The sequence below is a fragment of the Nocardiopsis flavescens genome, from assembly GCF_900141985.1.
GTDB classification, from domain to species: domain Bacteria; phylum Actinomycetota; class Actinomycetes; order Streptosporangiales; family Streptosporangiaceae; genus Nocardiopsis; species Nocardiopsis flavescens.
This window is the reverse complement of record NZ_FQZK01000025.1, coordinates 41,714-66,577: the sequence shown is the minus strand read 5'-3', so window position 1 is coordinate 66,577 and position 24,864 is coordinate 41,714. Positions and strand designations below refer to the sequence as shown.

The window sequence follows — 24,864 nt, the reverse complement described above, 5'->3', positions numbered from 1 at the left end:
AGGCTTCTTCCCATGTCACAGGCCGGCGGTCCCACCGCGCCCGACCGCAACCTCGCCCTCGAACTGGTCCGCGTGACCGAGACCGCGGCGCTGGCGGCCGCCCGCTGGGTGGGCAAGGGCGACAAGAACGGCGCCGACGGCGCGGCGGTGCGCGGCATGCGGCACATGATCAGCACCGTGTCGATGAACGGGACCGTCGTCATCGGCGAGGGCGAGAAGGACAACGCCCCGATGCTGTACAACGGCGAGCGGGTCGGCGACGGCGGCGGGCAGGACTGGGACGTGGCGGTCGACCCGATCGACGGCACCACGCTGGCGGCGATGGGGATGCCCAACGCGATCGCGGTCATCGCGCTGAGCCCGCGCGGGTCGATGTTCGACCCGTCCGCGGTGTTCTACATGGAGAAGCTGGCCACGGGGCCGGAGGCCGCCGACGCGGTGGACATCGCCGCGCCCGTGGCGGACAACATCCGCGCGGTGGCCCGGGCCAAGGGCAAGTCGCCGCAGGACGTGACGGTCGTCATCCTGGACCGCCCGCGCCACGAGCAGATCGTCGGCGAGGTGCGCGACGCGGGCGCCCGGATCAAGTTCATCAGCGACGGCGACGTGGCGGGCGCGATCATGGCCGCCCGCGCCGGGACCGGCGTGGACCTGCTGCTGGGCATCGGCGGCACCCCGGAGGGCATCATCACGGCCTGCGCGATGAAGTGCCTGGGCGGTGTCATCCAGGGCCGCCTGTGGCCCAAGGACGACGCCGAGCGGGCCGAGGCGGTCGCGGCCGGGCACGACCTGGACCGGGTGCTGTACACCGACGACCTGGTCTCCTCCGACGACGTGTTCTTCGCGGCGACCGGGATCACCGACGGCGAGCTGGTCGGCGGGGTGCGCTACGAGTCCTCCCGGGTCACCACCGACTCGCTGGTGATGCGCGGCCGCAGCGGCACCGTGCGGCAGGTGCTCAGCGAGCACCGGCCGAGCAAGCTGTCGGCCTACAGCGGCGTGGACCTGACCTCCGCACCGCAGGCCTGACCCCGGAGCGCGTTCCGGTCCCGCGCGCAGCGCGGCGGCGGAGCGCGTCCGGACCGCACCCCCCGGACCACGCGGACGACGGGCCCCGGAACCCCGCCGTTCCGGCCGCCCGTCTCCGCACGGCGCGCAGGAGTTCACATGCCCCGTGCGAGAACCGCGGCGGGGGGAGGCGGCATCTGAACGTTCGTTGACAGCGCGGACGCCGCGCCTGTGAGAATTCCGCCGGAGGTCCGATGTCCTACCCCGCCGATCCCCAACGGCAGCCCCAGTGGCAGCCGCCGCACCAGCCCGGGGCCCCCGTCCCCGGGCCGCCCCCGGCACCCGGCGCCGTACCGCCCGGTGTCCCCGGCCACCAGTACGCCGCGCCGGGCGCCCCCGGCGGCCCCGGGTTCCCCGGGGGTCCCGGAGGTCCCGGGGGTCCCGGGGGTCCGGGCTTCCCCGGCGGCCCGGTGCCCCCCGGCGCCCCGGCCGGGCGCAACCGCTGGCTCATCCCGGCCGCGGCCGGCACCGCCGTCGTGGTGATGGCCGGCACCGTGTGGGCCACCGTGTCCCTGGTCGGTTTCGGCGGCCCGCAGCCGGAGGAGGTGCTCCCCGGCAGCTCCATCGCGTTCGGCAAGGTCGACCTGGCCATCGACGGGGCGCAGGCGATCGAACTCCTGGAGTTCGTCGAGCGGCTCCCGGCCGAGGTCACCGAGGAGACCGGCACCCCCGACGGCGACATGACCGAGTTCTTCGCCGAGATGTTCGTCGAGGCGTTCCCCGAGAGCTCCCCCGGCCAGGCCCGGGTCGAGGAGTGGATCGGCCAGCGCGCCGGCTTCTCCGTGTGGCCGGCCTCCGGTGAGGCCGAGATGGAGGAGGGCTCCGGGATCGCCCTCGCCGTCGCCCTGGCCGTGGAGGACCCGCGCAAGGCCGACGAGGACTTCGCGGAGATCGCCGCCCAGGAGGACGACATCTTCTACTCGGTGGACGGCGACTACGTCGTCTTCACCTACTCCGAGGCCGCCCTGTCCGACCTGGGGGCCCAGCTCGACGAGCACGGGTCGCTGGCCGACTCCGGCCTGTTCTCCGAGGACGTCGCGGGCGTCCCCGCCGGCAGCCTGGCCGTGGGCTGGGCCGACCTGGGCGCGGCCATGGGCATCGAGTCGTTCGCGCGGGAGTTCTCCGCGGACCTGGCCGCGGAGCCCACCGACGTCTCGGGCCGGATGACCGCGTCGGTGCGCGTGGACGGCGAGTACCTGGAGGCGCGGATGGACGCCTTCGCGTTCGAGGTCAACGAGGCCGACCTGTCCTGGCTGGCGGAGACCCCGGGCGAGAGCGTGGCGGCCCTGGGCGACCTGCCGGACAACACGGTGATGGCCCTGGGCGCCAGCGGGCTGGACCAGGCCCTCATCGACGCCTACAACAGCGACGACATCCCGTTCTTCAGCAGCTCCGGTGAGCAGCAGGAGTTCGAGCGCGCCTTCAACGGCATGGGCGTGTCCATGCCGGAGGGCTTCGGCGACCTGCTGGGCTCCTCGACCGCGTTCGGCGTCACCGAGATCAGCCTGGACGACTTCTTCAGCGGCTACGGAAGCGAGCAGCTCTCGTTCCAGTACCGCGCCGTGGGCGGCGACGAGACCGTCATCGGCGACTTCGTCGAGTCCATGATGGCCGACCCGTACGCCACGCCCCCCGGCGTCTCCTCCCAGGACGGCGCCGTGGTGGTGGCGCAGGGCAGCAGCGGCACCGGCCGCCTGGCCGACGACCCCGTCTTCCAGCAGACCATGCAGGAGATGGACTCCGCCATCGTGGCGGGGTACTTCGACATGCGCCAGGTGCTGACCGCCGAGGAGGTGCAGTCCCCCGAGGAGTGGGGCGCGCTGGGCCTGGCCCTGAGCGTGACCGAGGAGGGGAACCGCACCGGCGTCGAGCTGCGCTGGGCCCCCAGCGCGGGCTGACCCGGCGCGGGACGCGGTAGGGGGGAGCGGCGGGCGCCGCTCCCCCTCGCCGTTCCCGGACGGCCCGGCCGGCGGGACCGGCCCCCTCCCGCCGGCCGGGCCGGAGCCGTCGCGCGTCCTCGCCGTCAGTCGACGACGCGGCGGCGCATCTGCGCGCCGGCCAGGAACCACATCAGCACGATGAAGCCCAGCAGCACGCCCACGTGCAGCAGCGCCGCCCCGCCGGACAGGCCGCCGAAGACCGATCCGCGGATCAGCTCCACCGCGTGGTAGAGGGGGTTCACGACCGCCACGGCCTGGACCCAGTCCGGCAGCTCGGTGAGCGGGAAGAACGTGCCGGCCACCAGGAACAGCGGGGTGAACAGGCCGCTGAACACGTAGTCCATGGACCGCACCGAGGCGATCACCGCGGAGATCCAGATCCCGAACAGGGCGAAGGCGAAGCCCGCGAGGAACGCGATGAACGGCACCAGCAGCCCGCCCGGGCCGGGCCGCAGCCCGAACCCCATGGCGACCAGCAGCGGCACGCAGCCGTACACCCCCGCGCGCATGCCCAGCCACAGGGCCTCGCCGGTGACGAGTTCCCGGACGTCGACGGGTGCGGCGAGGATGCCCTCGTAGGTGTGCAGGAACCGGCGCTTGATGAAGGTGTTGATGACGGCCGGCATCATCGACTGGAACATCACCGACACCGCGACGATGCCGGTCCCCAGGAAGTCGATGTAGCTGAAGCCCGCCAGGGTCCCGATGAGCGCGCCCATGCCGAACCCGAAGCAGAGCAGGTACAGGGTGGGCTCGACGACGGCGGCGAACGTGGTGGCCCGCCAGGACCTCCCGTAGAGGATCCACTCGCGGGCGACGACGCCCAGGACGGCGTCGGCCTCGAAGCGGCCCGGCCTGGCGTGCCGCTCGGGCCGGGCGTCCTCCCGGTCGCGCAGGCGCCGGGCGTCCGTGGGGTCGGTGCTCACTCCGCACTCTCCCCGGTCAGGGTGACGAACACGTCCTCCAGGTTGCCGGCCCGGCGCAGCGACACCGTGAGGCCGTCCTTGAGGGACTGCGGCAGGCTCTCCGCGCGCAGGACCGACACGGTGGTGCCGGTGCGGCGCGTGGTGAATCCGTGGCTTCTGATACGTGCCTCCAGGGCGTCGATCCCCTCCCCGTCCGGGAGGTACTCCTCGACCGTGGTGCCCGCGTACCGGGCGACCAGGTCCGCGGGGGCGCCCCGCTCGACGATCCGGCCCGCCGCCATCAGGGCGACCTCGTCGGAGAGGCGCTCGGCCTCCTCGATGTAGTGGGTGGACATGAGGACCGTCGCGCCCTCCTGGCGCAGGGCGTCGATGACGCCCCACAGGTCCTGGCGGACCTGCGGGTCCAGGCCCACGGTGGGCTCGTCCATGAGGACCAGCTCCGGCCGGTGCAGCAGGGCCCGGACGATGAGGAGCCGCCGGCGCATGCCTCCGGACAGGTCCTCCACGAGGGCGTCCCCGCGGTCGGTGAGCTGGGCGATGCGCAGGGCCCGCCCGATGGCCTCGCGCCTCCGGGCGCGGGGCACCCGGTACAGGAACGAGAACATCCGCAGGTTCTGCTCGACGGTGAGTTCCTCGTCGAGGTTGTCGTGCTGGGGGACGACGCCCATCCGGGCACGGGCCCACTTGGACTCGGCGGGGATCTCGTGGCCGAGGATGCGGATCTCCCCCTCGTCGGCCAGGGACTGCGCGGTGAGCATCTTCATCGTCGTGGACTTGCCCGCTCCGTTGGGCCCCAGCAGGCCCATGACGACGCCCTGGGGGACCTCCAGGTCGAGGCCGGCGACGGCGGTGAAGGATCCGAAGCGCTTGACGACCCCGCGCAGGTCCAGGGCGGGAACGCCCGCGGCGGGCGGGGCGACGCGGTCCGGGGTGTGGAGACCGGGTTCGGAAGAGGTCATGGGGACCACGGTAGAACGCGGATACGCCCGGAATCCACGGGTTTTGCATGCTTACGGGAGTCGAGTGCCCGAAATGAGGGACCGGGGCGCGCGCGGGAGCGGGCCGACGGGCGCCACCCGCCGACCGGACAATGGCGGCGGCGCGCGGCGAACGGCGGACCCCACCTCCTTTCGCTCTTCGGAAGTCCTGATGAGCGGCCATTTCCAACCCAACCGAAAAGGGCCTTTACTGTCACCCAAGGGATTCCTCGAACGCTCACACCCACAGTTTTCTCCGGGAAAATCCTTCCTTTTCACATCTTCTCGCCAATGGCCGCCTCTCCCGATTTTCGGGTGGGCTGGAACCCCGGACGGCCCGACGCCCGGGGCTGACCGAAAGGGGTCCTCCGGACCGGCGCGCACGTACGGGCGCGCGCTCCGCACGACACCCGCGCCACCGCCGGACGGCAGCCGGAACCGCCCGGCGGACGGGCGGAAAACCCGTTGCCCCCGGCCGGGCGGCGGCCTAGCATCGGCGGCGACCTGTGCAACGACGGACACCGAGGGCCCGCCCCGGTGGAGGGGAAGGTGTCTTGATGACCCGGAACGCGCCGAGCGCGCCCAGAACCGGCGACCCCGCTCCGACCGGAGCCGCGGACCCGGCCCACGAGTAGCGCCCGGCCTGCTCCCGCTGACCCGATCCACCTCCAGCGAGGAGTCCCACCGGTGTCCACCACCGAACCGAGCCCCGCCCTGCGCACCTCCGCCTTCACCTGCGTGCGCTGCGGCCTCACCGTCTCCGCCCTCGGCCCCGACGGGCGCGGGCGCGGCCACTGCCCCAGCTGTCTGAGCTCCCTGCACACCGCCGACCGTGTCGGCGGCGGGCCCTCCGACTGCCTCGGGCGCATGGTCCCCGTCTCCATCTCCGTCCCGCGCGGCGGCGCCTGGGTCCTCATCCACCGGTGCACCCGGTGCGCCGCACTGGCCGAGGCACCCGTCGCGGCGGACGACAACCACCTCGTCCTCATGCGCATCGCGGTCCGGCCGCTGGCCGACCCGCCCTTCCCGCTCGACCTGTTCGGGGAGGTGTGACATGGGACGCCGCAACCGGGACCGCCGCGAACGGCGGCCCCAGCGGGCCAAGACCGTCCTGCACGCCCACGGCGAGGCGGGCCGGGGAGGGTCGTTCCGCTGCGCGGGCTGCCGGCTGGAGGTGCCCGTGCACGCTCCGGGCACCGCCCACCGCAACCACTGCCCGCACTGCCTGACCAGCCTGCACGTGGACCTGCGCATCCCGGGCGACCGGGCCGCCGACTGCCGCGGGCCGATGGCGGCGGTCGGCCTGGCCGGGCGCGCCGACGGCGAGTGGATGCTGGTCCACCGCTGTGCCCGGTGCGGTGGGCTGAGCGGCAACAGGGTCGCCGGCGACGACAACGCCCGCGCCCTGGTCCGGCTGGCGGTCCGCCCGCTGGCCGGGGCGCCCTCGGGGTTCGCGTCCGTGGCCCGCGAGGCCCTGGTCCGGCTCTGAGCGGGGGTCCCGGCCCCGGTCAGCCCTCCAGGGGCTCGAACGGGTCCGGGACCGCCCCGGTCCACCGGTGCAGGCGGGCGACGCCCGTCTCCAGGGTGGCGCCGTCCCCGTCGCGCCGCCCGCGCTCGACCACGTAGAAGCGGCCGTCCCCCAGGGAGGCCAGCCCGTACTGGCCGCCGCTCACCGGCCACCCGGACACCCCGGTGGGCTCGTGGACCTCGCCGCCGCCGCGCAGCGACAGCAGCAGCCCGTGCTCCTCCCGCGGCTGGCCGCGGACCGGCCCGGGCTCCGGGGGCCGGGAGCCGTCGATGACGTACAGCGAGTGGTTGGGGAAGTGCGGCTTCACACCGTTGTAGACCGCCATGAACCAGTCGCCGGAGGCCGCGTCGTACTCCAGGTTCTGCACCCCGTAGGTGGTGTTGCCGGTGTAGACGAAGTACTTGCCCTCGGGGCGGCGCGGTCCGCTGGTGTGGGGGTCCGCCTGGTCCAGGGGGCGGTCCAGGCCGCGCCACCGGGCCACGTCGTACTGGAGCAGCACCTGGTGGTCGTTGTCCTCGCGGTCGGCGTTGGAGTACACGCCGTACGCCACGGTGAGCATCGTGCGCCCGCCGGGGCGGCCGAACTCGGGGCCGAAGGAGACGCCGTCGATGCCGCTGCACCCGTAGCGGTGGTCGGCGGTGTCGGCGACGTTGCCGTCGAAGACCCCGTCGCCGTCCATGTCGGCCGTGTAGTCGGCCACGACCTCTTCCAGGTGGACCGCGGTGAGCACGCCGTCGGCCTCGGCGTCCATGCCGACCCTGGTGATGCGGTCGGTGTCGAAGATCGCGATGTAGAAGGCCTCGGCCGCCTTGTACTCCAGGGAGCCGTACACGCGGCCGTCGCGCTCGTCGATGTCGAGGTCGCCCAGGTGGCCGGTGAGCCCGGTGACGGTGCCCAGGACCGTTCCGGACAGGTCGGTCTTGACGAGGGTGTCGGTGAAGGAGAAGTACATGTGCCCGCGCGCGGCGTCCAGGGCGACGCCCTGGACGTGCCCGGAGCGCCAGGCCCCGCCGTCCACGGACACCGGGAGCGCGGCGGCGGTCTCGGCCGCGGCGGACGGGGGGTCCGCCGGGGCGGGTTCGGCCGAGGCCGGGGCGGTGGCGGTCAGCGCCGCCAGTGCCGCGCCCAGGGCCACGGCCCGGGTCGTCGGTCTCTTCCACGGTCCGGTGGCGCGCATGTCGTCCCCGTCCTTCCTCGTCCGTACGTCCAGGGCACGGACGGGACGCTAGAAGCGCGCGGTGAACCGGGACGGCCCGGGCGGGCGTCCCCGCGGGGAACAGCGCGCGAACCCGGGCCCGGCCGCGGCCCCGTACCGGCGCGGGCGGGCCGCGTCGACTAGGGTCGACGGTGTGAGCGAGCAGATCCCCCCTCAAGGCCTGCGGGCCTCCAACAGCGACCGGGAGCGGGTCCTGAAGGTGCTGCGCGAGGCCGCGACGGACGGCCGCCTGGACCTCGACGAGTTCCAGGAGCGCTCCGACCGGGCGCAGGAGGCCCGGACCCTGGGAGACCTGCCGCCGCTCACCGCCGACCTGCTGCCCGCGCAGGAGCAGCCCATCCGCCTGGACCACCAGCCCGCCCTCGGGGTGTTCGGCACGGCCGTCCGCCGGGGCCGCTGGGTCGCCTACCCGGGCGACCTGGTGCTGGCCGTGGCGGGGCGGGTCGAGGTGGACATGCGCGAGGCACTGCTGCTCCACGGGCACCACCGGATGACCGTCACCGCCGTGCTGGGCCGGGTGGAGATCCTGGTGCCCGACGGCGTCGAGGTGCGGGTCAACGGCCGCTCCGTCCTGGGAACGCGCGGGACCACGGCGCGGCGGTCGGACCTGTCCGACCCCCCGGTACTGGAGATCAACGGGTTCTCGCTGCTGGGCACCGTCCGGGTCAAGGCGCCCCGCAGGCCCTTCCTGGGCAGGCTGCGCAGGCGTGAACGCCGTCCCGGTATCGGCTCCTGACCTGCCCCGATGTCAACATGACGCGCGTAACACCGCCTTGTCGGGGTGAGGTGGCGGTGTGCCCCGGTGCGTCTGGCAGGCTGTGTTTCACAGGTTTTCCCAGGAGAGTGTGGTAGCCAATGAGTGAGTTCCGCGTCGAGCACGACTCGATGGGTGAGGTCAAGGTCCCGGTCGACGCCAAGTGGCGTGCCCAGACCCAGCGCGCCGTCGAGAACTTCCCGATCTCGGGACAGGGGCTGGAGGGCGCCCACATCGCCGCCCTGGGCCAGATCAAGGCCGCCGCGGCCAAGGTCAACGCCGAGCTCGGCGTCATCGGCGAGGACCTGGGCGCGGCGATCCGCGAGGCCGCCCTGGAGGTCGCCGCCGGCACGTGGGACTCCGAGTTCCCGATCGACGTGTTCCAGACCGGTTCCGGCACCTCCAGCAACATGAACACCAACGAGGTCATCGCCACCGTCGCCAAGGAGCGGACCGGCCTGGAGGTCCACCCCAACGACCACGTCAACGCGTCGCAGTCGTCCAACGACGTGTTCCCGTCCTCCATCCACATCGCCGCCACCTCCGCCGTGGTCAACGACCTGGTCCCGGCGCTGCGGCACCTGGAGAGCGAGCTGTCCCGCAAGGCCGTCGAGTTCGCCTCGGTGGTCAAGAGCGGCCGCACCCACCTGATGGACGCCACCCCGGTCACCCTGGGCCAGGAGTTCGCCGGGTACGCCGCCCAGGTCCGGTACGGCGTCGAGCGCCTGGAGGCGTCGCTGCCGCGGGTGGCCGAGCTGCCGCTGGGCGGCACCGCCGTGGGCACCGGCATCAACACCCCCGAGGGCTTCTCGGCCCGGGTCATCGCCGAGATCGCCGCGCACACCGGCCTGCCGCTGACCGAGGCCCGCGACCACTTCGAGGCGCAGGGCGCCCGCGACGGCCTGGTGGAGCTGTCCGGCCAGCTGCGGACCATCGCGGTCGGCTACGCGAAGATCGCCAACGACATCCGCTGGATGGGCTCGGGGCCGACCACCGGTCTGGGCGAGCTGTTCCTGCCCGACCTCCAGCCGGGCTCCTCGATCATGCCGGGCAAGGTCAACCCCGTCCTGTGCGAGGCCGTCCTCCAGGTCTCCTCGCAGGTCGTGGGCAACGACGCCGCGGTGGCCTTCGGCGGCGCCTCCGGCAACTTCGAGCTCAACGTGCAGCTGCCGCTGATCGCCCGCAACGTGCTGGAGTCGATCCGCCTGCTCGCCAACGTCTCGCGGGTGTTCGCCGACCGCTGCGTCGCCGGGATCGCCGCGGACGAGGAGCAGTGCCGCACCTACGCCGAGTCCTCCCCCTCGATCGTCACCCCGCTCAACCGCTACATCGGCTACGAGGAGGCCGCCAAGGTCGCCAAGCAGTCGCTGAAGGAGAAGAAGACCATCCGCCAGGTGGTCCTGGAGCGCGGCTACGTCGAGGACGGCAAGCTCACCGAGGAGCAGCTGGACGCCGCCCTGGACGTCCTGAAGATGACCAACTCCGGCTAGGACCGGGTCCGCAGGGGTGACGCGCCCCTGACCGCCGGGGACCGCCGGCGACCACGGGGCACCCCGCTCGGCGGGGTGCCCCTTCGCGTGCCCGCCCGTGCCGGGGACGGGGGTCGGGAAGGTGACACTTCCGTTCCGATGCCCACTGTTCAGGAACCTTCCCCAACCGGTAGGCGTCGGACATTCTTGACAGAGCACCCGTGAGAGCACGAGCCCGCGTCCGAGAGGGCAGTACATGTCGAGCAACAGCGACAGCGAACGCATCGTCGCGAACCGTTACGTCCTGCGCCGGGAACTGGGCCGGGGCGGCATGGGCGTGGTCTGGGAGGCCTTCGACCCGTCCCTGGACCGTGCCGTGGCCGTCAAACAGGTGCTCCTGCCCGACCACTTCACCGACTCCGAGCGCGCCGACGCCCACGCCCGGGTGCGCCGGGAGGCGCGCTCCGCGGCCCGGATCTCCCACCCCTCCGTCATCACCATCCACGACGTGTTCGACTTCGAGGGCGACCCGTGGGTCGTGATGGAGCTGGTCGAGGGCGGTTCCCTCCAGGACCTGCTGGAGCGGCGCGGCGCCCTGGACGTGGACACCACCGCCACCATCGCCGAGGCGCTGCTGCGGGCGGTCCAGGCGGCGGACGCCGCGGGGGTCCTGCACCGGGACATCAAGCCGGGCAACATCATGATGTCCTCCGACGGGCGGGTCATCCTCACCGACTTCGGCATCGCCACCATGGAGGGCGGGCCGAGCATCACCCGCACCGGCGCCCTGATCGGCTCCCCGGAGTACATGCCGCCCGAGCGCCTGGAGGGCGGCCCCGCCGAGCACCGGGGCGACCTGTGGAGCATCGGCGTCACCCTGTTCGCCGCGGTGGAGGGGCTCTCCCCGTTCCGCCGCGACTCGATCACCGCGGCCATCGCGGCCGTGCTGGGCGCCCCGCTGCCCCCGATGCGGCGGGCGGGCCGCCTCACCCCGGTGATCGCCGGGCTCCTGGAGCGCGACCCGGACCGGCGCCTGACCGTCGACCGGGCGCTGGAGATGCTCGACGGGCGCGGCGGGGCCGGCGGCGGCAGCGGCCCCCACGCGGCGGCCGTCCCGGGCCCCGGCCCGGCCTCGGACAGCGGCGCGGTCCCCTCGGCCGGCACCGGGTATCCCGGCGGCCCGGGCACCGGCCCGACGGGCGGATACCCCAGCGGACCGGTCACGGGTCCGGGCGCCCCCGTCGGCGGATACCCCAGCGGACCGGTCACGGGTCCGTCGGGCGGGCGGCCGAACGGCCCCGGCCCCGGGGCGACCAGCGGCCCCCTCAGCGGCCCGCACCCGGCCATGGGCGGCCCCGGCGGCCCGCACACCCCCGCGCGCCCGTTCCCGCCCCAGGGCGGCCCCACTCCGCCCTACGGGCCCTCGCGGCCGCAGCCGGCGTTCGCCGCGCACAGCGCGGGCCACGGTCCCGGGTACGGCGGGCCGACCGGCGGCCAGGGCACCATGGCACCGCCCCGGCCGCCCGCGTCCGCGCCGTCCTCCGGGGGCGGCGCCAACCGCCTGCTCGTCGGCCTGGGCTGCGGCGCGGTCGCGCTCGTGCTCATCGCGGTGGTGGCGTTCAGCGGGATACTGCTGTCGCGCTCCGGCGAGGACCCCCGCCAGCAGGCCGACGCTCCCCCCGAGAGCACGCTCCCCAGCGAGCAGGGCGCCCCCGTGGAGCCCACCCCCTCGAACGTGCCCGAGGACGCCGGCGACGACGGGTCCGAGGGCCCCCCGTCCTACGACGACATGGAGACCTTCGAGTCCCAGTGGTTCGACGTGGAACACCCCGAGACCTGGACGGTGGACGACAGCCGGATCGAGGAGAGCCTCGTCGTGTTCATCGCCCCCGGGTCCGACCACCAGGTGTGGGTCGCCGGGTGGACCGAGGAGGAGTTCACCGGCACCAGCGGCGAGTACCTGGTCGAGACCAAGGGCGGCACCGACGTCGAGGGCGACGTGACCACCGACTACCTCCAGCTCAACCTCCACGAGTTCGAGGAGGACGACTACGAGGACGGCTGGGACGTCGCCATGGTGCGGGCCAACCTCACCAACGACACCTGGGCGAGCCCGGCCCGCCGCTTCTGGGCCTACGCGGTCAGCATGGACCAGGGGGACCAGCGGGTGTTCTACATGATCACCGTGAACGTGCCGCGCGGCGACGCGGGGTACTACGACGAGCTCCCCGGCGAGGTCATGGAGTCGTTCGAACCGCACCTGTGACCCGGTCCCGGACACGGCGACGGCCCCCGGCGAACGCCGGGGGCCGTTCCGCGTACCGGGGTCAGTACCAGCCGACGGACTGGGAGTGGGCCCAGGCCGAGCAGGGCGTGCCGTAGCGGCCCTTGATGTAGTCGATGCCCCAGGCGATCTGGGTGGCGGGGTTGGTCCGCCAGTCCGACCCGTGGGACTCCATCTTGCTACCGGGGAGGGACTGGGGGATGCCGTAGGCCCCGGAGCTGGGGTTCTCGGCCAGGTGGTTCCAGTTGCTCTCCTTCTGCCACAGGGGCTGGAGGCAGTCGGTGAACTCGCTCTCCGGCCAGCCCTCGGCGACGACCATGTCCAGGGCCAGGCCCTGGGCGTCTCCCGTGAAAACGGGCTCCTCGGGCTCCTCCGGCTCCTCCTCGACGTCCTGGCCCTCGGAGGCGGAGGACTGGGTGCGGGAGCCGACGGCGGCGTCGCGCTCGGCGCGGGCCTCCTGGCGGGCGGCCTCGATCTCTTCCTCGGACGGCTGCTCGGAGGAGGAGAAGAACTCGTCCTCGGCGGCCTCGTCGGCGGGGGCCTCCTCCTCGACCGGAAGGACGGCGCCGGCCGCCACCTCCGGGTCGACGCCCTCGTCCGCGAACGCGGAGACGGCGAACGTCGCGCCTGCGACGAGGGTGGCCGCACCGACGGCCGCCGTGCTGCGCAGCGACATGCGGTTCAGTAACACGGTTGCCTTTCCCAAGAGGGGGTCATGGGGCGGGAAGTCCCCATTAATACCAGTTGTTCGCCCGGGGGTGGGCCCGGGCGCCGCACGGGGTCCCGTAGCGGTCCCCGATGTGGTCGATGCCCCGGGCGGTCCGGGTGGCGGGGTCGGTCCGCCGGTCCGGGCCGCGGGAGGCCGCCTCGTCGCCGGGGAGGGGCCGGGGGGTCCCGCAGGCCTCGGCCGGGGTCCGGGAGGAGCCGTCGTCCCCCCGCGTCCGTGGGGCCCGCGCCGACTCCGCGGGCGGGGCCGCCGAGGCGGCGTCTCGGGGGTCGGGGGCGCCGGTGCCGGCGGGGGCCGCGGCACCGCGGGGGCCCGCGCGGCACGGTGGGATGTACGGGAGTGGCAAGATCGCCCTTTCGCGTAGACGGCCGCACGCGCCGGAGGGGACGCCCGGGCATCCGGGGGTCCGCGCGTGGGGTGGATCTCCGCCGTCGGCCTCGGCCACCGGAAAGAAGGGGGGACGGTCGCGATCGCGCTCCGTCCGCACGGCGGGTCCGCACGGTGGGGGTGCTCTGTGCAGCGGGTTCAGCCTGCACCATCATCACGACCGCGTAACGCCATAGATGCTGTGTCTTGACTCACATCACATAAAGTGTCCGCATTGCCGGCTCCTGACCAGTCCGGGGACACGAAGGGTCAACGGACGGTCGGGGCGGCCCCACGACGGGCCCGGACCCTCCCGGCCGCGGCCCCCGCCGCGGCCGGTACCGCCGACCGTGTCTGAGTACGCGTACGGATGCGCTCGTCGGGGTCCGGAGACAGGATGGCGAACATGGACGTCACAGCATCCCCGCCGCAGTCCGCGGGGCCTCCCCTGCGCTGCCCGGACTGCCGGTCCCCCCTGGTCCCGGGCGCCGCCGCCTGCGCCCGGTGCGGACTGGCGCTCACCGGCCCCCTCGCCCAGCGCCTGTGGGAGGTGGACACCGAGATCGGCCGGGCCGACGAGCACCTGCGCCGGCTGCGCGGCGAGCGCGCCGGCCTGCTGCACGCGCTGCGCGAGGCCTCCCGCCGGGCCGCCCCCGCGGCGGTGTCCGCGGCCGCCGTCCCCCCGGCCGCGGGTCCCGCCTCCCCGTTCCGTCCCGCGCACCCGGCCCCCGCGCACCCGGCCCCGGCGCACGCCGCCGCGTCCGCACCGCCCCGGATCGACGGCGAGATGCGCCGCCGCTCCGCCCAGAACGTCATCCTGGGCCTGGGCGGGCTGCTCATCGGCATCTCGGCGCTGGTGTTCGCCATCTGGACCTGGAGCGACATGGGGACCGGCGCCCGGGCCCTGGTGCTCGGGGCGACCACCGTCGCGTTCGCGCTGGTGGCCCTGCCGCTCCACCGGCGGGGCCTGCGCGCCACCGCCGAGACCTTCGGCGTGCTGGCCGCCGCGCTGCTGGGCATCGACGCGCTGGCACTGTGGCTGCTCATGCCCGAGAGCCTGCCCGAGGGGCCCGGATACTCGGCCGCGGCGCTGGCGGTCATCGCCGCGCTCATGGCGCTCTACCCGCTGCTGGTGCCGCTGCGCGCCCCGCGGATCCTGGCCGCGGTGGCCGTGCAGCCGGTGCCCCTGCTGCTGCTCTTCGCGCTCCCGGTGGGCGATCCCTTCCCGTGGATCCTGGCGGTCCTGGCCGCCACCGGACTGGCCGACCTGGCGGTGGCGCACGCGGTCCGGCCCGCGGGCGGGGACGCGCCCCGCCTGACGCTGACCGTGCTGTCGGTGGTCCTCACCGTCGTCACCACCGCGACGTCCGCCCTGCTGGTGTTCGCCGTCCCCCGGTCGGACCCGCCGGGCTGGTGGGGCCTAGCCCTGGCGCTGCTGCTGTGCGGGGCGGCCTGGCTGGCGCTGTCGCGGGCACCCGGGTACGGGCGCGCGGCGGTTCCGCCCGCGGTCGCCGCCCTGGCGCTGGTCCCGCTGGCCGCGGGCCCGGCCGACCTGCCGGTGCTGCCCCGCCTGCCCTTCGGTGCGCCGTGGCGCCCGGGCGGGACGGACGCTCCCGCGACCGTGCTGCTGGGGGCCGACGGGCCCGGAACGGCCTGGCCGGAGAGCCTGCCCTACCTGGCGGCGGTCGCGGTCGCCGCGGCCCTGGCCGCCGGGGTGTGCGCGCTGCTGCGCCGCGACCTGCTGCCGACGGTGGCGGCGCTGGCGGCCCCGCCGGTGCTGCTCGCCCCCGCGGTGCTGCTGTCCCTTCCGCACCCGGTGGCGGTCGGCTGGGCGCTGTGCCTGGGCGCGGCCCTGGTCCTGGCGCCGGCCCTGCTCCCCGTGCCGTCCCCGGCCGGGCCCGGGGCGCCGGCCTCGGCCGCGCCGCCCCGCTCCCACGCGTGGGCGTTCGCCGCGGCCGGTGTGGCGACCGCGGTCACCGCCCTGCTGTGGTCCTCGGCGCTGTTCTGGACCTTCGCGGTGGTACTGCCCGCCGTCGGCGTGATCGGCCTGCTGGCCCTGCTGCTCCTGCGGCGCCGGGTCCCCGGGGCCGGAACGCCCGCGCCGTCCCCCGTCCCCGGCTCCCCCGCCCCGGCGGTGCCGGGCCGGGCCCTGTACGGGGCCGGTCTGGCCCTGTGGGCGGTGGCCCTGCCGGCCTGGGCCGCCTCGTGGGCGGCCCTGGCCCTCGGGGCGATGCCCGAGCAGGGCCGGTGGTGGACGGCCGCCGCCGTGCTGCTCAGCGGGGTGACCGCGCTGGTGCTGGGCCGCACCCCGCCGCCGTCGACCGCGCCGGGCGCCCCCGACGCCCGGCCCGTGTTCACCGTGTTCGGCCTGCTGCTCCTGCCCCTGGTTCCGCTGCTGGCGCTGCCGGGCGAGGGCCTGTGGGCCGGCGCGGGCGCCGTCCCGGCCTGGGCCGCTCCCCCGGAGGCGATGCTCGCCCCGGCGTTCGCGGCGCTCGGCTGGCCCGTTGCGGGCGGGCCCGCCCAGGCCGCCGGCGTGCTGCTGGCCGGAGCGCTGGCGGTGGTCCTGGTCGGGATCGCCGACCGCCGCCTGCTCCTGCCCGCCGCGGCGCTGGTGGCCCCGCCCGCCCTGGTACCGCTGCCGGTGCTGCTGGGCGCGCCCTTCGTCGTGGCCGTCCTGTGGGCGGCGGCGGTGGGCGCGCTGCTCGCGCTGGCCGCCGCGGCGGCGCGCGGGCGCACGGCGTGGGTCCCGGCCCTGACCGGTCCGCTCACCCTGGCGGCGGCGCTGCTGTGGGCGCTGCCCGAGCGGCACACGACGCTGATCGTGGTCCTGGTGGCGACGGCGGCGGCCCTGGGCTGCGCGCTGCTCTGCCGCCGCGCGGACGCGCCCCCGCACCCGGTGGACGGTGCGGCCGCCACGGGCCCGGCGGCCCGCGCCGCGGGGCCGCGGGTGGACACCGCGTTCGGGGTGGCGCTGGGGACCGGGGGCGCGGCGGCGCTCGCCTGGGCGGTGTGCCTGGCGGGCGCCGCGACCGGGGGCGCCGGGCCGACCGCCTGGTGGCTGCTGGCCGCGGTGGCCGTCCTGCTCGGTCCGACGGCCCTGGTGCTCGGCGACAGGACCGGGGCGCGGGTGCTCACAGCGGCCGGCCTGCTGCTGGCCGGCGCGGCGCCGCTGGCGGCCGGGACGTCGGCCGCCGTCGCCCTGGTTCCAGTCTCCTGGCGGTACGGGGTGGCGCAAGCCCCCCCGCGGGCGCTGCTCGACGCCGCGTACGTGTTCCTGGACCTGGGCGACCGGCCCGATCCGCTGATCGCCCTGGGCGTCCTGGCCGCGGGTGCCGCCGCGGTCGCCGCGGTCTCCCTGACCGCGCGCCGGTGGACCGGGCACGCGGCGGCGCTGGCCGCCCCGCCCGCCCTGGTGCCGGTCGCGGTGCTCGCGGGCGCCCCCTTCGCTCTCGCGCTGGCGGTGTCGGTCGCGGTCGCCTCCGGTCCGGCCCTGTGGTCGGCGCTGTCCCGGGACCGGGCCTTCTCCTGGCTGCCCGGGCTCACCGGGCTGCTGGTCCTGGCCCAGGCGCTGGGCTGGTCCCTGGCCGAGCGGCACGCGACCATCGCCGTCCTGCTGGCGGTGGCCCTGCTGGGTTCGGCGGTGGCGGCTCTGGCCCGCACCGTGCCGCCCGCGGTGGCGGCCACGGCCGCGGCCACCGCGGCCACCGGCGGGTTCGCGTTCACGCTCGCCCTGCTCCTGGACGCGCCGGCCGAGTACGCGGCGCTGGCGCCCCTGGCCCTGGTGGCGGGGGTGGCCGCGGTCGCGCCGCGGATGCGCTCGCCGCTGGTGGAGGCCGCCGAGGTCCCGGCCGCGCTGTGGGCGGCGGTGGCGCTGTGCGTCTCCGTGGTCCACGGCGCGCACGGCGGGATCGTGGCGCTGGCGCTGGCGGTCGTCGGGGTGGTCGCCCTGGCCACCGCGGCCCGGCCGGAGCGCCGGTGGGCGGCCGCGGTCGGCGCGCTGCTGATGATGGCGGCCCTGTGGACCGCGCTGGCCTCCTGGAACGTGACGGTCCCCGAGGCCTACACCGCGCTCCCCGCCCTGGCCGCCCTGGTCGTCGGCTGGGAGTGGGCCCGCAAGGCGGAGCGGACCCCGTCGAGCTGGGCGTCCCTGTCCGGCGGCCTGTGCCTGCTGCTCCTGCCCGGCCTGGGCACGGTGCTGGCGGGCGAGGACACGCCGTGGCGGGTGCCCGTGCTGCTGGCGGCGGCGCTGGCCGTGGTGCTGTGGGGCCTGCGGGCCCGGAGCCAGGCGGCGCTGGTCATCGGCGGCCTCACCCTGGCGTCCGCGGCGCTGCGGGCGTTCGGCCCGCCGCTGTGGGACCTGGGACGGCTGCTGCCCAACTGGGTTCCGTTCGCCGTGGTCGGCGCGCTGCTGCTGCTGGTCGGCGCCCGCTACGAGGCCAACCTGGAGCGGGTGCGCCGGTTCGGGCACTTCATCGGCGGCATGCGCTGAGCGGCGGGGCACGCGTGGTCCGGCGCGCTGCACCGGCCGGCGGGCGCGCGCCGGCCGGAACGCGCCGCCGGGGAACGCGCGAAGGGCGGCCCGCCCCGACCGGGGACGGGCCGCCCTCGCCCGGCGCTAGTTCTCCAGCATCTCCGTGACCAGGGCCGCGATCGGGGAGCGCTCCGAACGGTTCAGCGTGATGTGCGCGAACAGCGGGTGCCCCTTGAGCTTCTCGATCACCGCGACGACGCCGTCGTGGCGGCCGACCCGCAGGTTGTCCCGCTGGGCGATGTCGTGGGTGAGGACCACCCGCGAGTTCTCGCCCAGCCGCGACAGCACGGTGAGCAGCACCCCGCGCTCCAGCGACTGCGCCTCGTCGACGATGACGAACGCGTCGTGCAGCGACCGGCCGCGGATGTGGGTGAGCGGCAGGACCTCCAGCATCCCGCGGTCGACGATCTCCTCGATGACGTCCTCGCTGGTGACCGCGGACAGGGTGTCGTGCACCGCCTGGCCCCACGGGTTCATCTTGTCGTTCTCGGTGCCGGGGAGGTAGCCGAGCTCCTGGCCGCCGACCGCGTACAGCGGGCGGAACACCATCACCTTGCGGTGCTGGCGGCGCTCCAGGACGGCCTCCAGCCCGGCGCAGAGCGCCAGCGCCGACTTGCCCGTCCCGGCCCGGCCGCCCAGGGAGACGATGCCCACCTCGGGGTCGGTGAGCAGGTCCAGGGCGATGCGCTGCTCGGCGCTGCGGCCGTGCAGGCCGAACACGTCGCGGTCGCCGCGCACCAGGCGCACCGACTTGTCCGGACGGACCCGTCCCAGCGCCTTGCCGCGTTCGGAGACCAGCACCAGCCCGGTGTGGCAGGGGAGTTCGCGGGCCGGCTCGATGTCGGTGGCGCCGTGCTCGAACAGCTCCGAGACCTGGTGGGCGGCCACGTCCAGCTCGGCCATGCCCGTCCACCCGTGCTCGATCGCCAGCTCGGCCCGGTACTCGTCGGCCGTCAGGCCGATCGAGGAGGCCTTGATGCGCATCGGCAGGTCCTTGCTGACCAGCACGACGTCGCCGCCGTCCTCCTGCAGGTTGCGCGCGACCGTCAGGATCCGGGTGTCGTTGTCCCCCAGCCGGAAACCGGCCGGGAGGATCTCCGGATCGCTGTGGTTGAGCTCGACCCGCAGGGTGCCGCCGAGGTCGTTCACCGGTACCGGGACGTCCAGGCGGCCGTTGGCGACCCGCAGGTCGTCGAGGAAGCGCAGCGCGTTGCGGGCGAAGTACCCGAGTTCCGGGTGGTGCCGCTTGCTCTCCAGTTCGGTGATCACCACCACGGGGATGACCACCTCGTGCTCGGCGAACCTGGTCAGGGCCAGCGGGTCGGCGAGCAGGACACTGGTGTCGAGCACGTAGACGCGCCGGTCCTCTCCCGCTTCCCCGGAGGGGGCGCAGGGGGGCTGGATGTCACGGCGATCGGTCGAGGAACTAGCCACTCGTTCTCCCCTTGGGCGCCGCGGGGGCGCCCCACTGTCACGGGATCATGGAGGACCGGGACCAGGCCCCACAGGGCCGGGTCCGGCCCTCCTCGTTGACGTTCCGCGGTGGCGGAGGGGATCAATGAGCCGGGGCCTCCCGAACGGGTGGACGAACGCCACCCGCTTCTTCCGAAGCTACGCGTCCGGGAACCGGATTTCCAGCCCGTTTCCGCCCGGTGGGGTGAACACCGTGTTAAGCGGCCGTGCCCTGGCGGGAAAGCGGGTTCAGGAACCGTAGCGACGGTTGCGCGCGCCGTAGGAGCGCAAAGCACGCAAAAAGTCCACCCTGCGGAAGGCAGGCCAGAAGACCTCGCAGAAGTAGAACTCCGAGTGCACGCTCTGCCACAGCATGAAGCCGGACAGGCGCTGCTCCCCGGACGTGCGGATGAGCAGGTCCGGGTCGGGCTGGCCGCGCGTGTAGAGGTGCCGGGCGATGTCGGCGATGTCCAGGCGCTCGGCGAGCTCCTGGATACCGGTGCCCTTGGCCGCCTCCTCGTGGAGGAGCGACCGAACCGCGTCGGCGATCTCACGTCTACCTCCATACCCGACGGCGACGTTGACAACCAGGCCCGGGTTGCCGGATGTGGCCTCCTCCGCCTCTTTCAGGGCGCTGGCGGTCGACGCGGGCAGCACGTCCAGGGCGCCGACCGGCCGGGTGTTCCACCCCTCCTGGCGCAGCCGGGCGATGGTCTCCTCGATGATCTGCACGAGGGCGCCGAGTTCGGCCTCGTCGCGCGTCATGTTGTCGGTGGACAGCATCCAGAGGGTGACGACCTGCACGCCGATCTCGTCGCACCAGCGGAGGAGCTCGAAGATCTTGTCCGCTCCGGCCCGGTGGCCCTGCGCCGCCTCCGCCAGGCCGCTGTTCTTCGCCCAGCGGCGGTTGCCGTCCATGGCGACGCCGACGTGCCGGGGGATCTGCCGACCCTGCAACCGGCGTTCCAGACGCCGCTCGTAGAGCCAGTACAAGGGGTCGCGAAGCCCCATGGGCGAAAACCTCTCAGAGCTGGATCAAGGACAGCACGCTCCTGAAGCGGGAGGTGCCGACGGGGATACCGTCCAGGGTAGTTCGCCGCGAGGGGTCACGTAACGGCCAGGGACTTGCGCACGTGCTTGCGCCCCTGGTGGATGCGGGACTTGACGGTGCCCAGGGCGAGGTTCAGCTCCGAGGCGATCTCGTTGTAGTCCATCTGGCACAGGTCGCGCAGGACCAGCGGGGCCACCAGGTTGGGGCGGTCCTTCTCCAGCTGGTCGAGGGCCTCCAGCAGGTCGATCCGCGAACCGGCGATCACACTGGTGGTGCGCGGGTCCCGCTGGTGGGGCATCCGCTCGGCCTCGGTGGGGAACTCGGCGGCGCGGCGCTTCATGGAGCGGTAGGTCTGGCGGGCGGAGTTGGACACGACGGTGTACAGCCAGGTCGTGAACAGGGAGTCGCCCTTGAAGCTGTCGATCTTGCGGGCCACCCGGAGAAGGGCGTCCTGGCACGCCTCCTCCGCGTCCTGCCGGTAGGGCAGGAAGCGCGCGCACCGGCGCAGCACCTCGGGCTGGATCCGCCGGAGCAGGTCGTCCAGGGCGACGGGGTCCCCGTCCCTGGACCTGCGGGCCAGCTCCTCCAGCTCCTCGTCGACGTTGCTCGCCACCCGTCGGCGGGGCGCGGGGGTCTCCTCGTGCTCGCTGTGGTCACTACTGCGCATGGCTGGTCTCTCCCTGACTGACGGCAGACGTCCGGCCGTCCGCTTCTCGGCGCTGTGCGCCCCCGCTTCGAGGGTCACACGTCACTAGGACGTCTACGGGCCCCCTTCGGCTCCGTCTCGTTCCGCCCTCCCGGCCCTCCGGCACGCGGGGTCCCCCGGCCGCCGGGGGTTCGCGTTCCACACGGCCTTTACCACGGCGTCGGGGCCCGTGGAGGGCTCCCCTCAGTTTCCATCCCCCGGCGGGGTCCGCGCTACCCGGAGAGGGGATCATATCCGCAAGAGTCAACGCGAGGGTGTAGATGGTGTATTAGTGGGCAACGACCGCGTATTCACCCCTGAACAGACCGAGGCGCACATGAGCCAACCCGAGGCCTTCGGCCGCTACCGCGTCATCCGACGCCTGGGGTCGGGTTCCTTCGCCACCGTCTGGCTCGCCCAGGACGACCTGCTGAACTACCCCGTCGCCATCAAGGTACTCGCCGAGAACTGGGCGCACCAGATGGACATCCAGCACCGGTTCCTGGAGGAGGCGCGCATCCTGCGCCAGACCGACTCCACCTGGCTGGTCGCCGTCCACGACGTGGACGTCCTCCCCGACGGCCGCCCGTACATGGTCATGACCTACGCCGACCAGGGCAGCGTGGCCGACCTCATCCGCCGCGGCCCGCTCCCGCTGGACGAGGCCCTGCGGCTGCTGACCGAGATCGGCCAGGGCATCACGGTGCTGCACAACCACGGCACCATCCACCGCGACATCAAACCCTCCAACGTGCTGCTCCAGTCGTCCCCGGTGGGCCAGCGGGTGCTCGTCGCCGACCTGGGGTTCGCCAAGGCCATCGACGAGGCCTCGGGGTTCACGGCCGCGGCCGGGACCCCCGGGTACATGTCGCCGGAGCAGAGCATCCCCGGCGGCGACCTGGACGTGCGCTCGGACGTGTACTCGCTGGGCGCCGTCGCCTACGAGCTCATCACCGGCAAGCCGCCCTCGCGCCCCCCGGTGCGCGTCCCCCCTGGCCGCATCCGGCCAGGGCTGCCCCGGGAACTGGACGACCTCATCCTGTCGGCGCTGTCCGTCGACCGGGAGAGCCGGCCGGGGGACGCCAAGACCTTCACCGACCGGGTCCGCTCCATCCGTATGGCGCCCGACCTGCCCCGCGCCGTGCCGTGGTGGCAGCGGTACCGGATGCCGTGGCGGCGGGCCGCGGCCCTGGTCGCCGCGTCCCTGCTGGGGGCGACCGTGCTCACCGTCTCCGGGGGCGCTCCGGGGCTGTCGCTGACCACGGTGCGCGACGCCGCGCAGGGCATCCGCATGGGCGTGCCCTCGGTGTGGGCCCGGGAGTTCCACACCGACCTGCGGGCCCGGCCGGCCGCGGTCGACGCCGGGGCCGGGCCCGGGCTGCTGGTGGCCACCGACGCGGACGACTGGCACTCCACCGACGTCCCGTCCTACGGGGTCTACGCCACCGTGATGCCCGGGGCCCGCGACCTGTCCAAGGTCGCCGAGCACGACCCCTGCCCGGGGGACCCGGCGAGCCGCCGGGTCCGCACCGGGGACTGGGAGGGCACCGTGTGGGACTGGCCCGAGTGCAACGGCGGCGGGGCGTTCACCAGCGCCGCCGTGCACCCGCCCGGGGAGCCGGCCACGGTGTACCTGGAGATCCGCCAGCCGGACTACCGACCCGACCTGGTCGACGAGATCATCGACCACACCGTCCTGGGCTGAGCCGTCCCGCGGGGCCGCCGAACGCGCGGCGGCCCCGCGGGACGCGCCCGCTCAGCCCCGTCGGGCGAGCAGGTCGCGGAGCGCCTCCGGCGAGGTGACGGGGAGGCGGCAGGCGAACCCCTCGCACACGTAGGCCGTGGGGAGGCCGTCGACCCGGACGCGGTCGCGCAGCAGCGGTACCCCCCCGTCGTCGAGCCCGTCCCCGCGCGAGAGCACGGTGCCCGCCGGGGCGTGGACCAGGGCGGTGCGCACCAGCTCCAGGGTGGCCGGGTCGCCGGGGTCGCCCACCACCGCCACCTCCAGCGGACCGGCCAGCAGCGCCTCGCCGACCGCCAGGCCCCACCCGGCGAACCGGGGGGCCTTCTCCGCCAGCAGGCTCACCGGGACCAGCGCCCGCTCGGCCGCCTCCCGGTGGCGGTGCGAGCCGGTGAGCGCCGCGTAGGACAGCAGGGCGCCCGCGGCGGCCGAGCGGCCCGAGGGCACCGCATTGTCGGTGGGGTCCTGGGGGCGGTTGAACAGCTTCTCGGCGTCGTCCGCGGTGTCGTAGAAACCGCCGTCGCCGTCGGTGAAGCGTTCCAGCACCACGTCCAGCAGCTCCCCGGCCGTGCGGGCGTAACGGGCCTCCCCGGTGGCCCCGTGCAGGGCGAGCAGCCCCTCGGCGACGTCGGCGTAGTCCTCCAGGACCCCGGAGCCGGTCCCGGCGGCGCCGCCCCGGGAGGTGCGCACCAGCCGCCCGTCGCGCAGGTGCACCGAGAGCAGCAGCTCGGCGGCCCCGCGGGCGGCGTCGACGAGGTCGGGGCGCTCCAGCAGGATCCCCGCGTCGGCCAGGCCCGCGATCGCCAGGCCGTTCCAGGCGGCCACCACCTTGTCGTCGCGGGCCGGGGGCGTGCGCCCCTCGCGGGCGGCCAGCAGGGCGGCCCGCACCCGCTCGTACCTCCAGGCGTCGGCGGGCGGGGACGGCAGGCGCAGCACAGAGGAGCCGTGCTCGAAGGTGCCCTCCTCCGTCACGCCGAACACCTCGGCGGCGAAGGCGGCGTCCTCCTCGCCCAGCACCTCGCGCAGGTGCGCGGGCGTCCACACGTAGTAGGCGCCCTCCTCCCCGTCGCTGTCGGCGTCCAGGGCGGAGGCGAACCCGCCCTCGGGGGTGCGCAGGTCGCGGAGCATCCAGTCGGCGGTCTCCTCGGCGACCCGGCGCAGGAGCGCGGCGGTCGCCTCCCCGGCCGGACCGGGCTCGGCGGGGCGGCGGGCCATCCGGGCGTAGGCGCGCAGCAGCAGGGCGTTGTCGTACAGCATCTTCTCGAAGTGCGGCACCACCCAGCCCCGGTCCACGGCGTAGCGGGCGAACCCGCCGCCGAGCTGGTCGTAGAGGCCTCCGCGGGCCATGGCGTCGGCGGTGCCCACGGCCATCAGCCACGAGGGGGTGGGCTCCCCGGCCTCCTGGAGGGGGCGGGTGCGCTCGTCGTGCGCGGTCAGGAACGACAGCAGCATCGACGGCGGGAACTTGGGCGCGCCGCCGAACCCGCCCTCGGCGGTGTCGTAGTCGCGCACCAGCGCCCGCACCGCCAGGTCGAGCACGGCCGCGTCCGGCGGGGGCGCGTCGGGCAGGGCGCGGGGCGAGCCCAGGGCGTCCACCACCCGGCGGCCCTGGTCGAGGAGTTCGTCGCGCCGGTCCCGCCAGGCGGCGGAGACGCCCTCCAGCAGCCGCTGGAAGTGGTCGCGGGGGAAGTAGGTGCCGCAGTAGAAGGGGGCGCCGTCGGGGGTGGCGAACACCGTCATGGGCCAGCCGCCCTGGCCGGTCATGGCCTGGGTGGCCTCCATGTAGACGGCGTCGACGTCGGGGCGCTCCTCCCGGTCCACCTTGATGTTGACGAAGAGGTCGTTCATCCGGCCGGCGGTCGCCCCGTCCTCGAAGGACTCGTGGGCCATGACGTGGCACCAGTGGCAGGCCGCGTAGCCCACGGAGATGAGGACGGGCACGTCGCGGCGGCGTGCCTCGGCGAAGGCCTCCTCCCCCCAGGGCCACCAGTCGACGGGGTTGTCGGCGTGCTGGAGCAGGTACGGGCTGGTCGCGTCGCGCAGGCGGTTGGACATGCCCCCACTCTGCCACCCGGCGCGGGCCGGGCGGGGACACGCACGGAGGGCGCGGGGCCTGACGCGGGGAGACGGCGCGCCGGCGCCGGTCCCG

General features: G+C 74.7%; 18 protein-coding genes. 9 read left to right on the top strand and 9 right to left on the bottom strand.

All coding sequences use genetic code 11. From position 1 onward, the window contains the following. The first annotated feature begins 12 nt into the window (after positions 1-12). On the top strand, positions 13-1,029 hold the full coding sequence (gene glpX, locus BUE45_RS26830; protein ID WP_073383391.1) for a class II fructose-bisphosphatase: 1,017 nt from the start codon (positions 13-15) through the stop codon (positions 1,027-1,029). 449 nt (positions 1,030-1,478) lie between these two features. After that, the gene (locus BUE45_RS26825; RefSeq protein WP_342746054.1) at positions 1,479-2,966 is read left to right on the top strand and encodes a hypothetical protein; all 1,488 of its coding nucleotides are present in this window, start codon (positions 1,479-1,481) and stop codon (positions 2,964-2,966) included. Positions 2,967-3,091: 125 nt separating this feature from the next. Here the strand turns inward: BUE45_RS26825 and BUE45_RS26820 are convergent, their stop codons facing one another. Beyond that, entirely contained in the window at positions 3,092-3,934 is an 843-nt protein-coding gene (locus BUE45_RS26820; RefSeq protein ID WP_245833489.1) for an ABC transporter permease, read from the bottom strand. Beyond that, positions 3,931-4,893: an ABC transporter ATP-binding protein gene (locus BUE45_RS26815; RefSeq protein ID WP_073383386.1), complete on the bottom strand. Its 963-nt coding sequence runs from the start codon at positions 4,891-4,893 to the stop codon at positions 3,931-3,933. Before BUE45_RS26815 ends, BUE45_RS26820 begins: the two co-directional genes overlap by 4 nt. A 705-nt stretch (positions 4,894-5,598) precedes the next feature. Here BUE45_RS26815 and BUE45_RS26810 point away from each other — a divergent pair. Together BUE45_RS26810 and BUE45_RS26805 are read left to right on the top strand one after the other, a co-directional pair. Beyond that, entirely contained in the window at positions 5,599-5,964 is a 366-nt protein-coding gene (locus BUE45_RS26810; RefSeq protein WP_073383383.1) for an RNHCP domain-containing protein, read from the top strand. 1 nt (position 5,965) lies between these two features. Further along, on the top strand, positions 5,966-6,400 hold the full coding sequence (locus tag BUE45_RS26805; protein WP_073383381.1) for an RNHCP domain-containing protein: 435 nt from the start codon (positions 5,966-5,968) through the stop codon (positions 6,398-6,400). Positions 6,401-6,419: 19 nt separating this feature from the next. Here the strand turns inward: BUE45_RS26805 and BUE45_RS26800 are convergent, their stop codons facing one another. Next, a complete protein-coding gene (locus BUE45_RS26800; RefSeq protein ID WP_073383378.1) occupies positions 6,420-7,616 on the bottom strand; it encodes a hypothetical protein in 1,197 nt (398 codons plus the stop codon). Between the two features lie 184 nt (positions 7,617-7,800). On the opposite strand from BUE45_RS26800, the gene BUE45_RS26795 reads away from it, so the two are divergent. From BUE45_RS26795 to BUE45_RS26785, 3 genes are all read left to right on the top strand, one after another. Continuing rightward, positions 7,801-8,391 carry a DUF1707 SHOCT-like domain-containing protein gene (locus tag BUE45_RS26795; RefSeq protein WP_073383418.1) on the top strand — a complete coding sequence of 197 codons (591 nt, stop codon included), beginning with the start codon at positions 7,801-7,803 and terminating at the stop codon, positions 8,389-8,391. A gap of 119 nt (positions 8,392-8,510) precedes the next feature. Next, on the top strand, positions 8,511-9,899 hold the full coding sequence (locus BUE45_RS26790) for a class II fumarate hydratase (protein WP_073383376.1): 1,389 nt from the start codon (positions 8,511-8,513) through the stop codon (positions 9,897-9,899). 235 nt (positions 9,900-10,134) lie between these two features. Continuing rightward, positions 10,135-12,144 (top strand): serine/threonine-protein kinase, encoded by a 2,010-nt coding sequence (locus BUE45_RS26785; protein ID WP_073383373.1) that lies wholly within the window; start codon positions 10,135-10,137, stop codon positions 12,142-12,144. A gap of 61 nt (positions 12,145-12,205) precedes the next feature. Here BUE45_RS26785 and BUE45_RS26780 read toward each other — a convergent pair whose 3' ends face one another. Both BUE45_RS26780 and BUE45_RS34150 read right to left on the bottom strand, forming a co-directional pair. Beyond that, positions 12,206-12,853 (bottom strand): aggregation-promoting factor C-terminal-like domain-containing protein, encoded by a 648-nt coding sequence (locus BUE45_RS26780; protein WP_073383370.1) that lies wholly within the window; start codon positions 12,851-12,853, stop codon positions 12,206-12,208. A gap of 43 nt (positions 12,854-12,896) precedes the next feature. Continuing rightward, positions 12,897-13,334 (bottom strand): aggregation-promoting factor C-terminal-like domain-containing protein, encoded by a 438-nt coding sequence (locus BUE45_RS34150; protein ID WP_449406669.1) that lies wholly within the window; start codon positions 13,332-13,334, stop codon positions 12,897-12,899. Between the two features lie 327 nt (positions 13,335-13,661). Here BUE45_RS34150 and BUE45_RS26770 point away from each other — a divergent pair, with 327 nt between their 5' ends. After that, positions 13,662-17,744: an SCO7613 C-terminal domain-containing membrane protein gene (locus tag BUE45_RS26770; protein WP_143173494.1), complete on the top strand. Its 4,083-nt coding sequence runs from the start codon at positions 13,662-13,664 to the stop codon at positions 17,742-17,744. A 126-nt stretch (positions 17,745-17,870) separates the two neighbouring features. Here the strand turns inward: BUE45_RS26770 and BUE45_RS26765 are convergent, their stop codons facing one another. From BUE45_RS26765 to BUE45_RS26755, 3 genes are all read right to left on the bottom strand, one after another. After that, on the bottom strand, positions 17,871-19,220 hold the full coding sequence (locus BUE45_RS26765) for a PhoH family protein (RefSeq protein ID WP_073383361.1): 1,350 nt from the start codon (positions 19,218-19,220) through the stop codon (positions 17,871-17,873). A 267-nt stretch (positions 19,221-19,487) separates the two neighbouring features. Beyond that, a complete protein-coding gene (locus BUE45_RS26760) occupies positions 19,488-20,249 on the bottom strand; it encodes an isoprenyl transferase (RefSeq protein WP_073383360.1) in 762 nt (253 codons plus the stop codon). Positions 20,250-20,344: 95 nt separating this feature from the next. Continuing rightward, the gene (locus BUE45_RS26755; RefSeq protein WP_073383357.1) at positions 20,345-20,956 is read right to left on the bottom strand and encodes an RNA polymerase sigma factor; all 612 of its coding nucleotides are present in this window, start codon (positions 20,954-20,956) and stop codon (positions 20,345-20,347) included. Positions 20,957-21,311: 355 nt separating this feature from the next. Between BUE45_RS26755 and BUE45_RS26750 the strand changes: the two genes are divergently transcribed. Next, on the top strand, positions 21,312-22,679 hold the full coding sequence (locus BUE45_RS26750; RefSeq protein ID WP_073383355.1) for a serine/threonine-protein kinase: 1,368 nt from the start codon (positions 21,312-21,314) through the stop codon (positions 22,677-22,679). A 51-nt stretch (positions 22,680-22,730) separates the two neighbouring features. On the opposite strand, the gene BUE45_RS26745 is transcribed toward BUE45_RS26750, so the two are convergent. After that, complete coding sequence (locus BUE45_RS26745; RefSeq protein ID WP_073383352.1) at positions 22,731-24,770, bottom strand: thioredoxin domain-containing protein; 2,040 nt, start codon at positions 24,768-24,770, stop codon at positions 22,731-22,733. Positions 24,771-24,864: the final 94 nt, after the last annotated feature.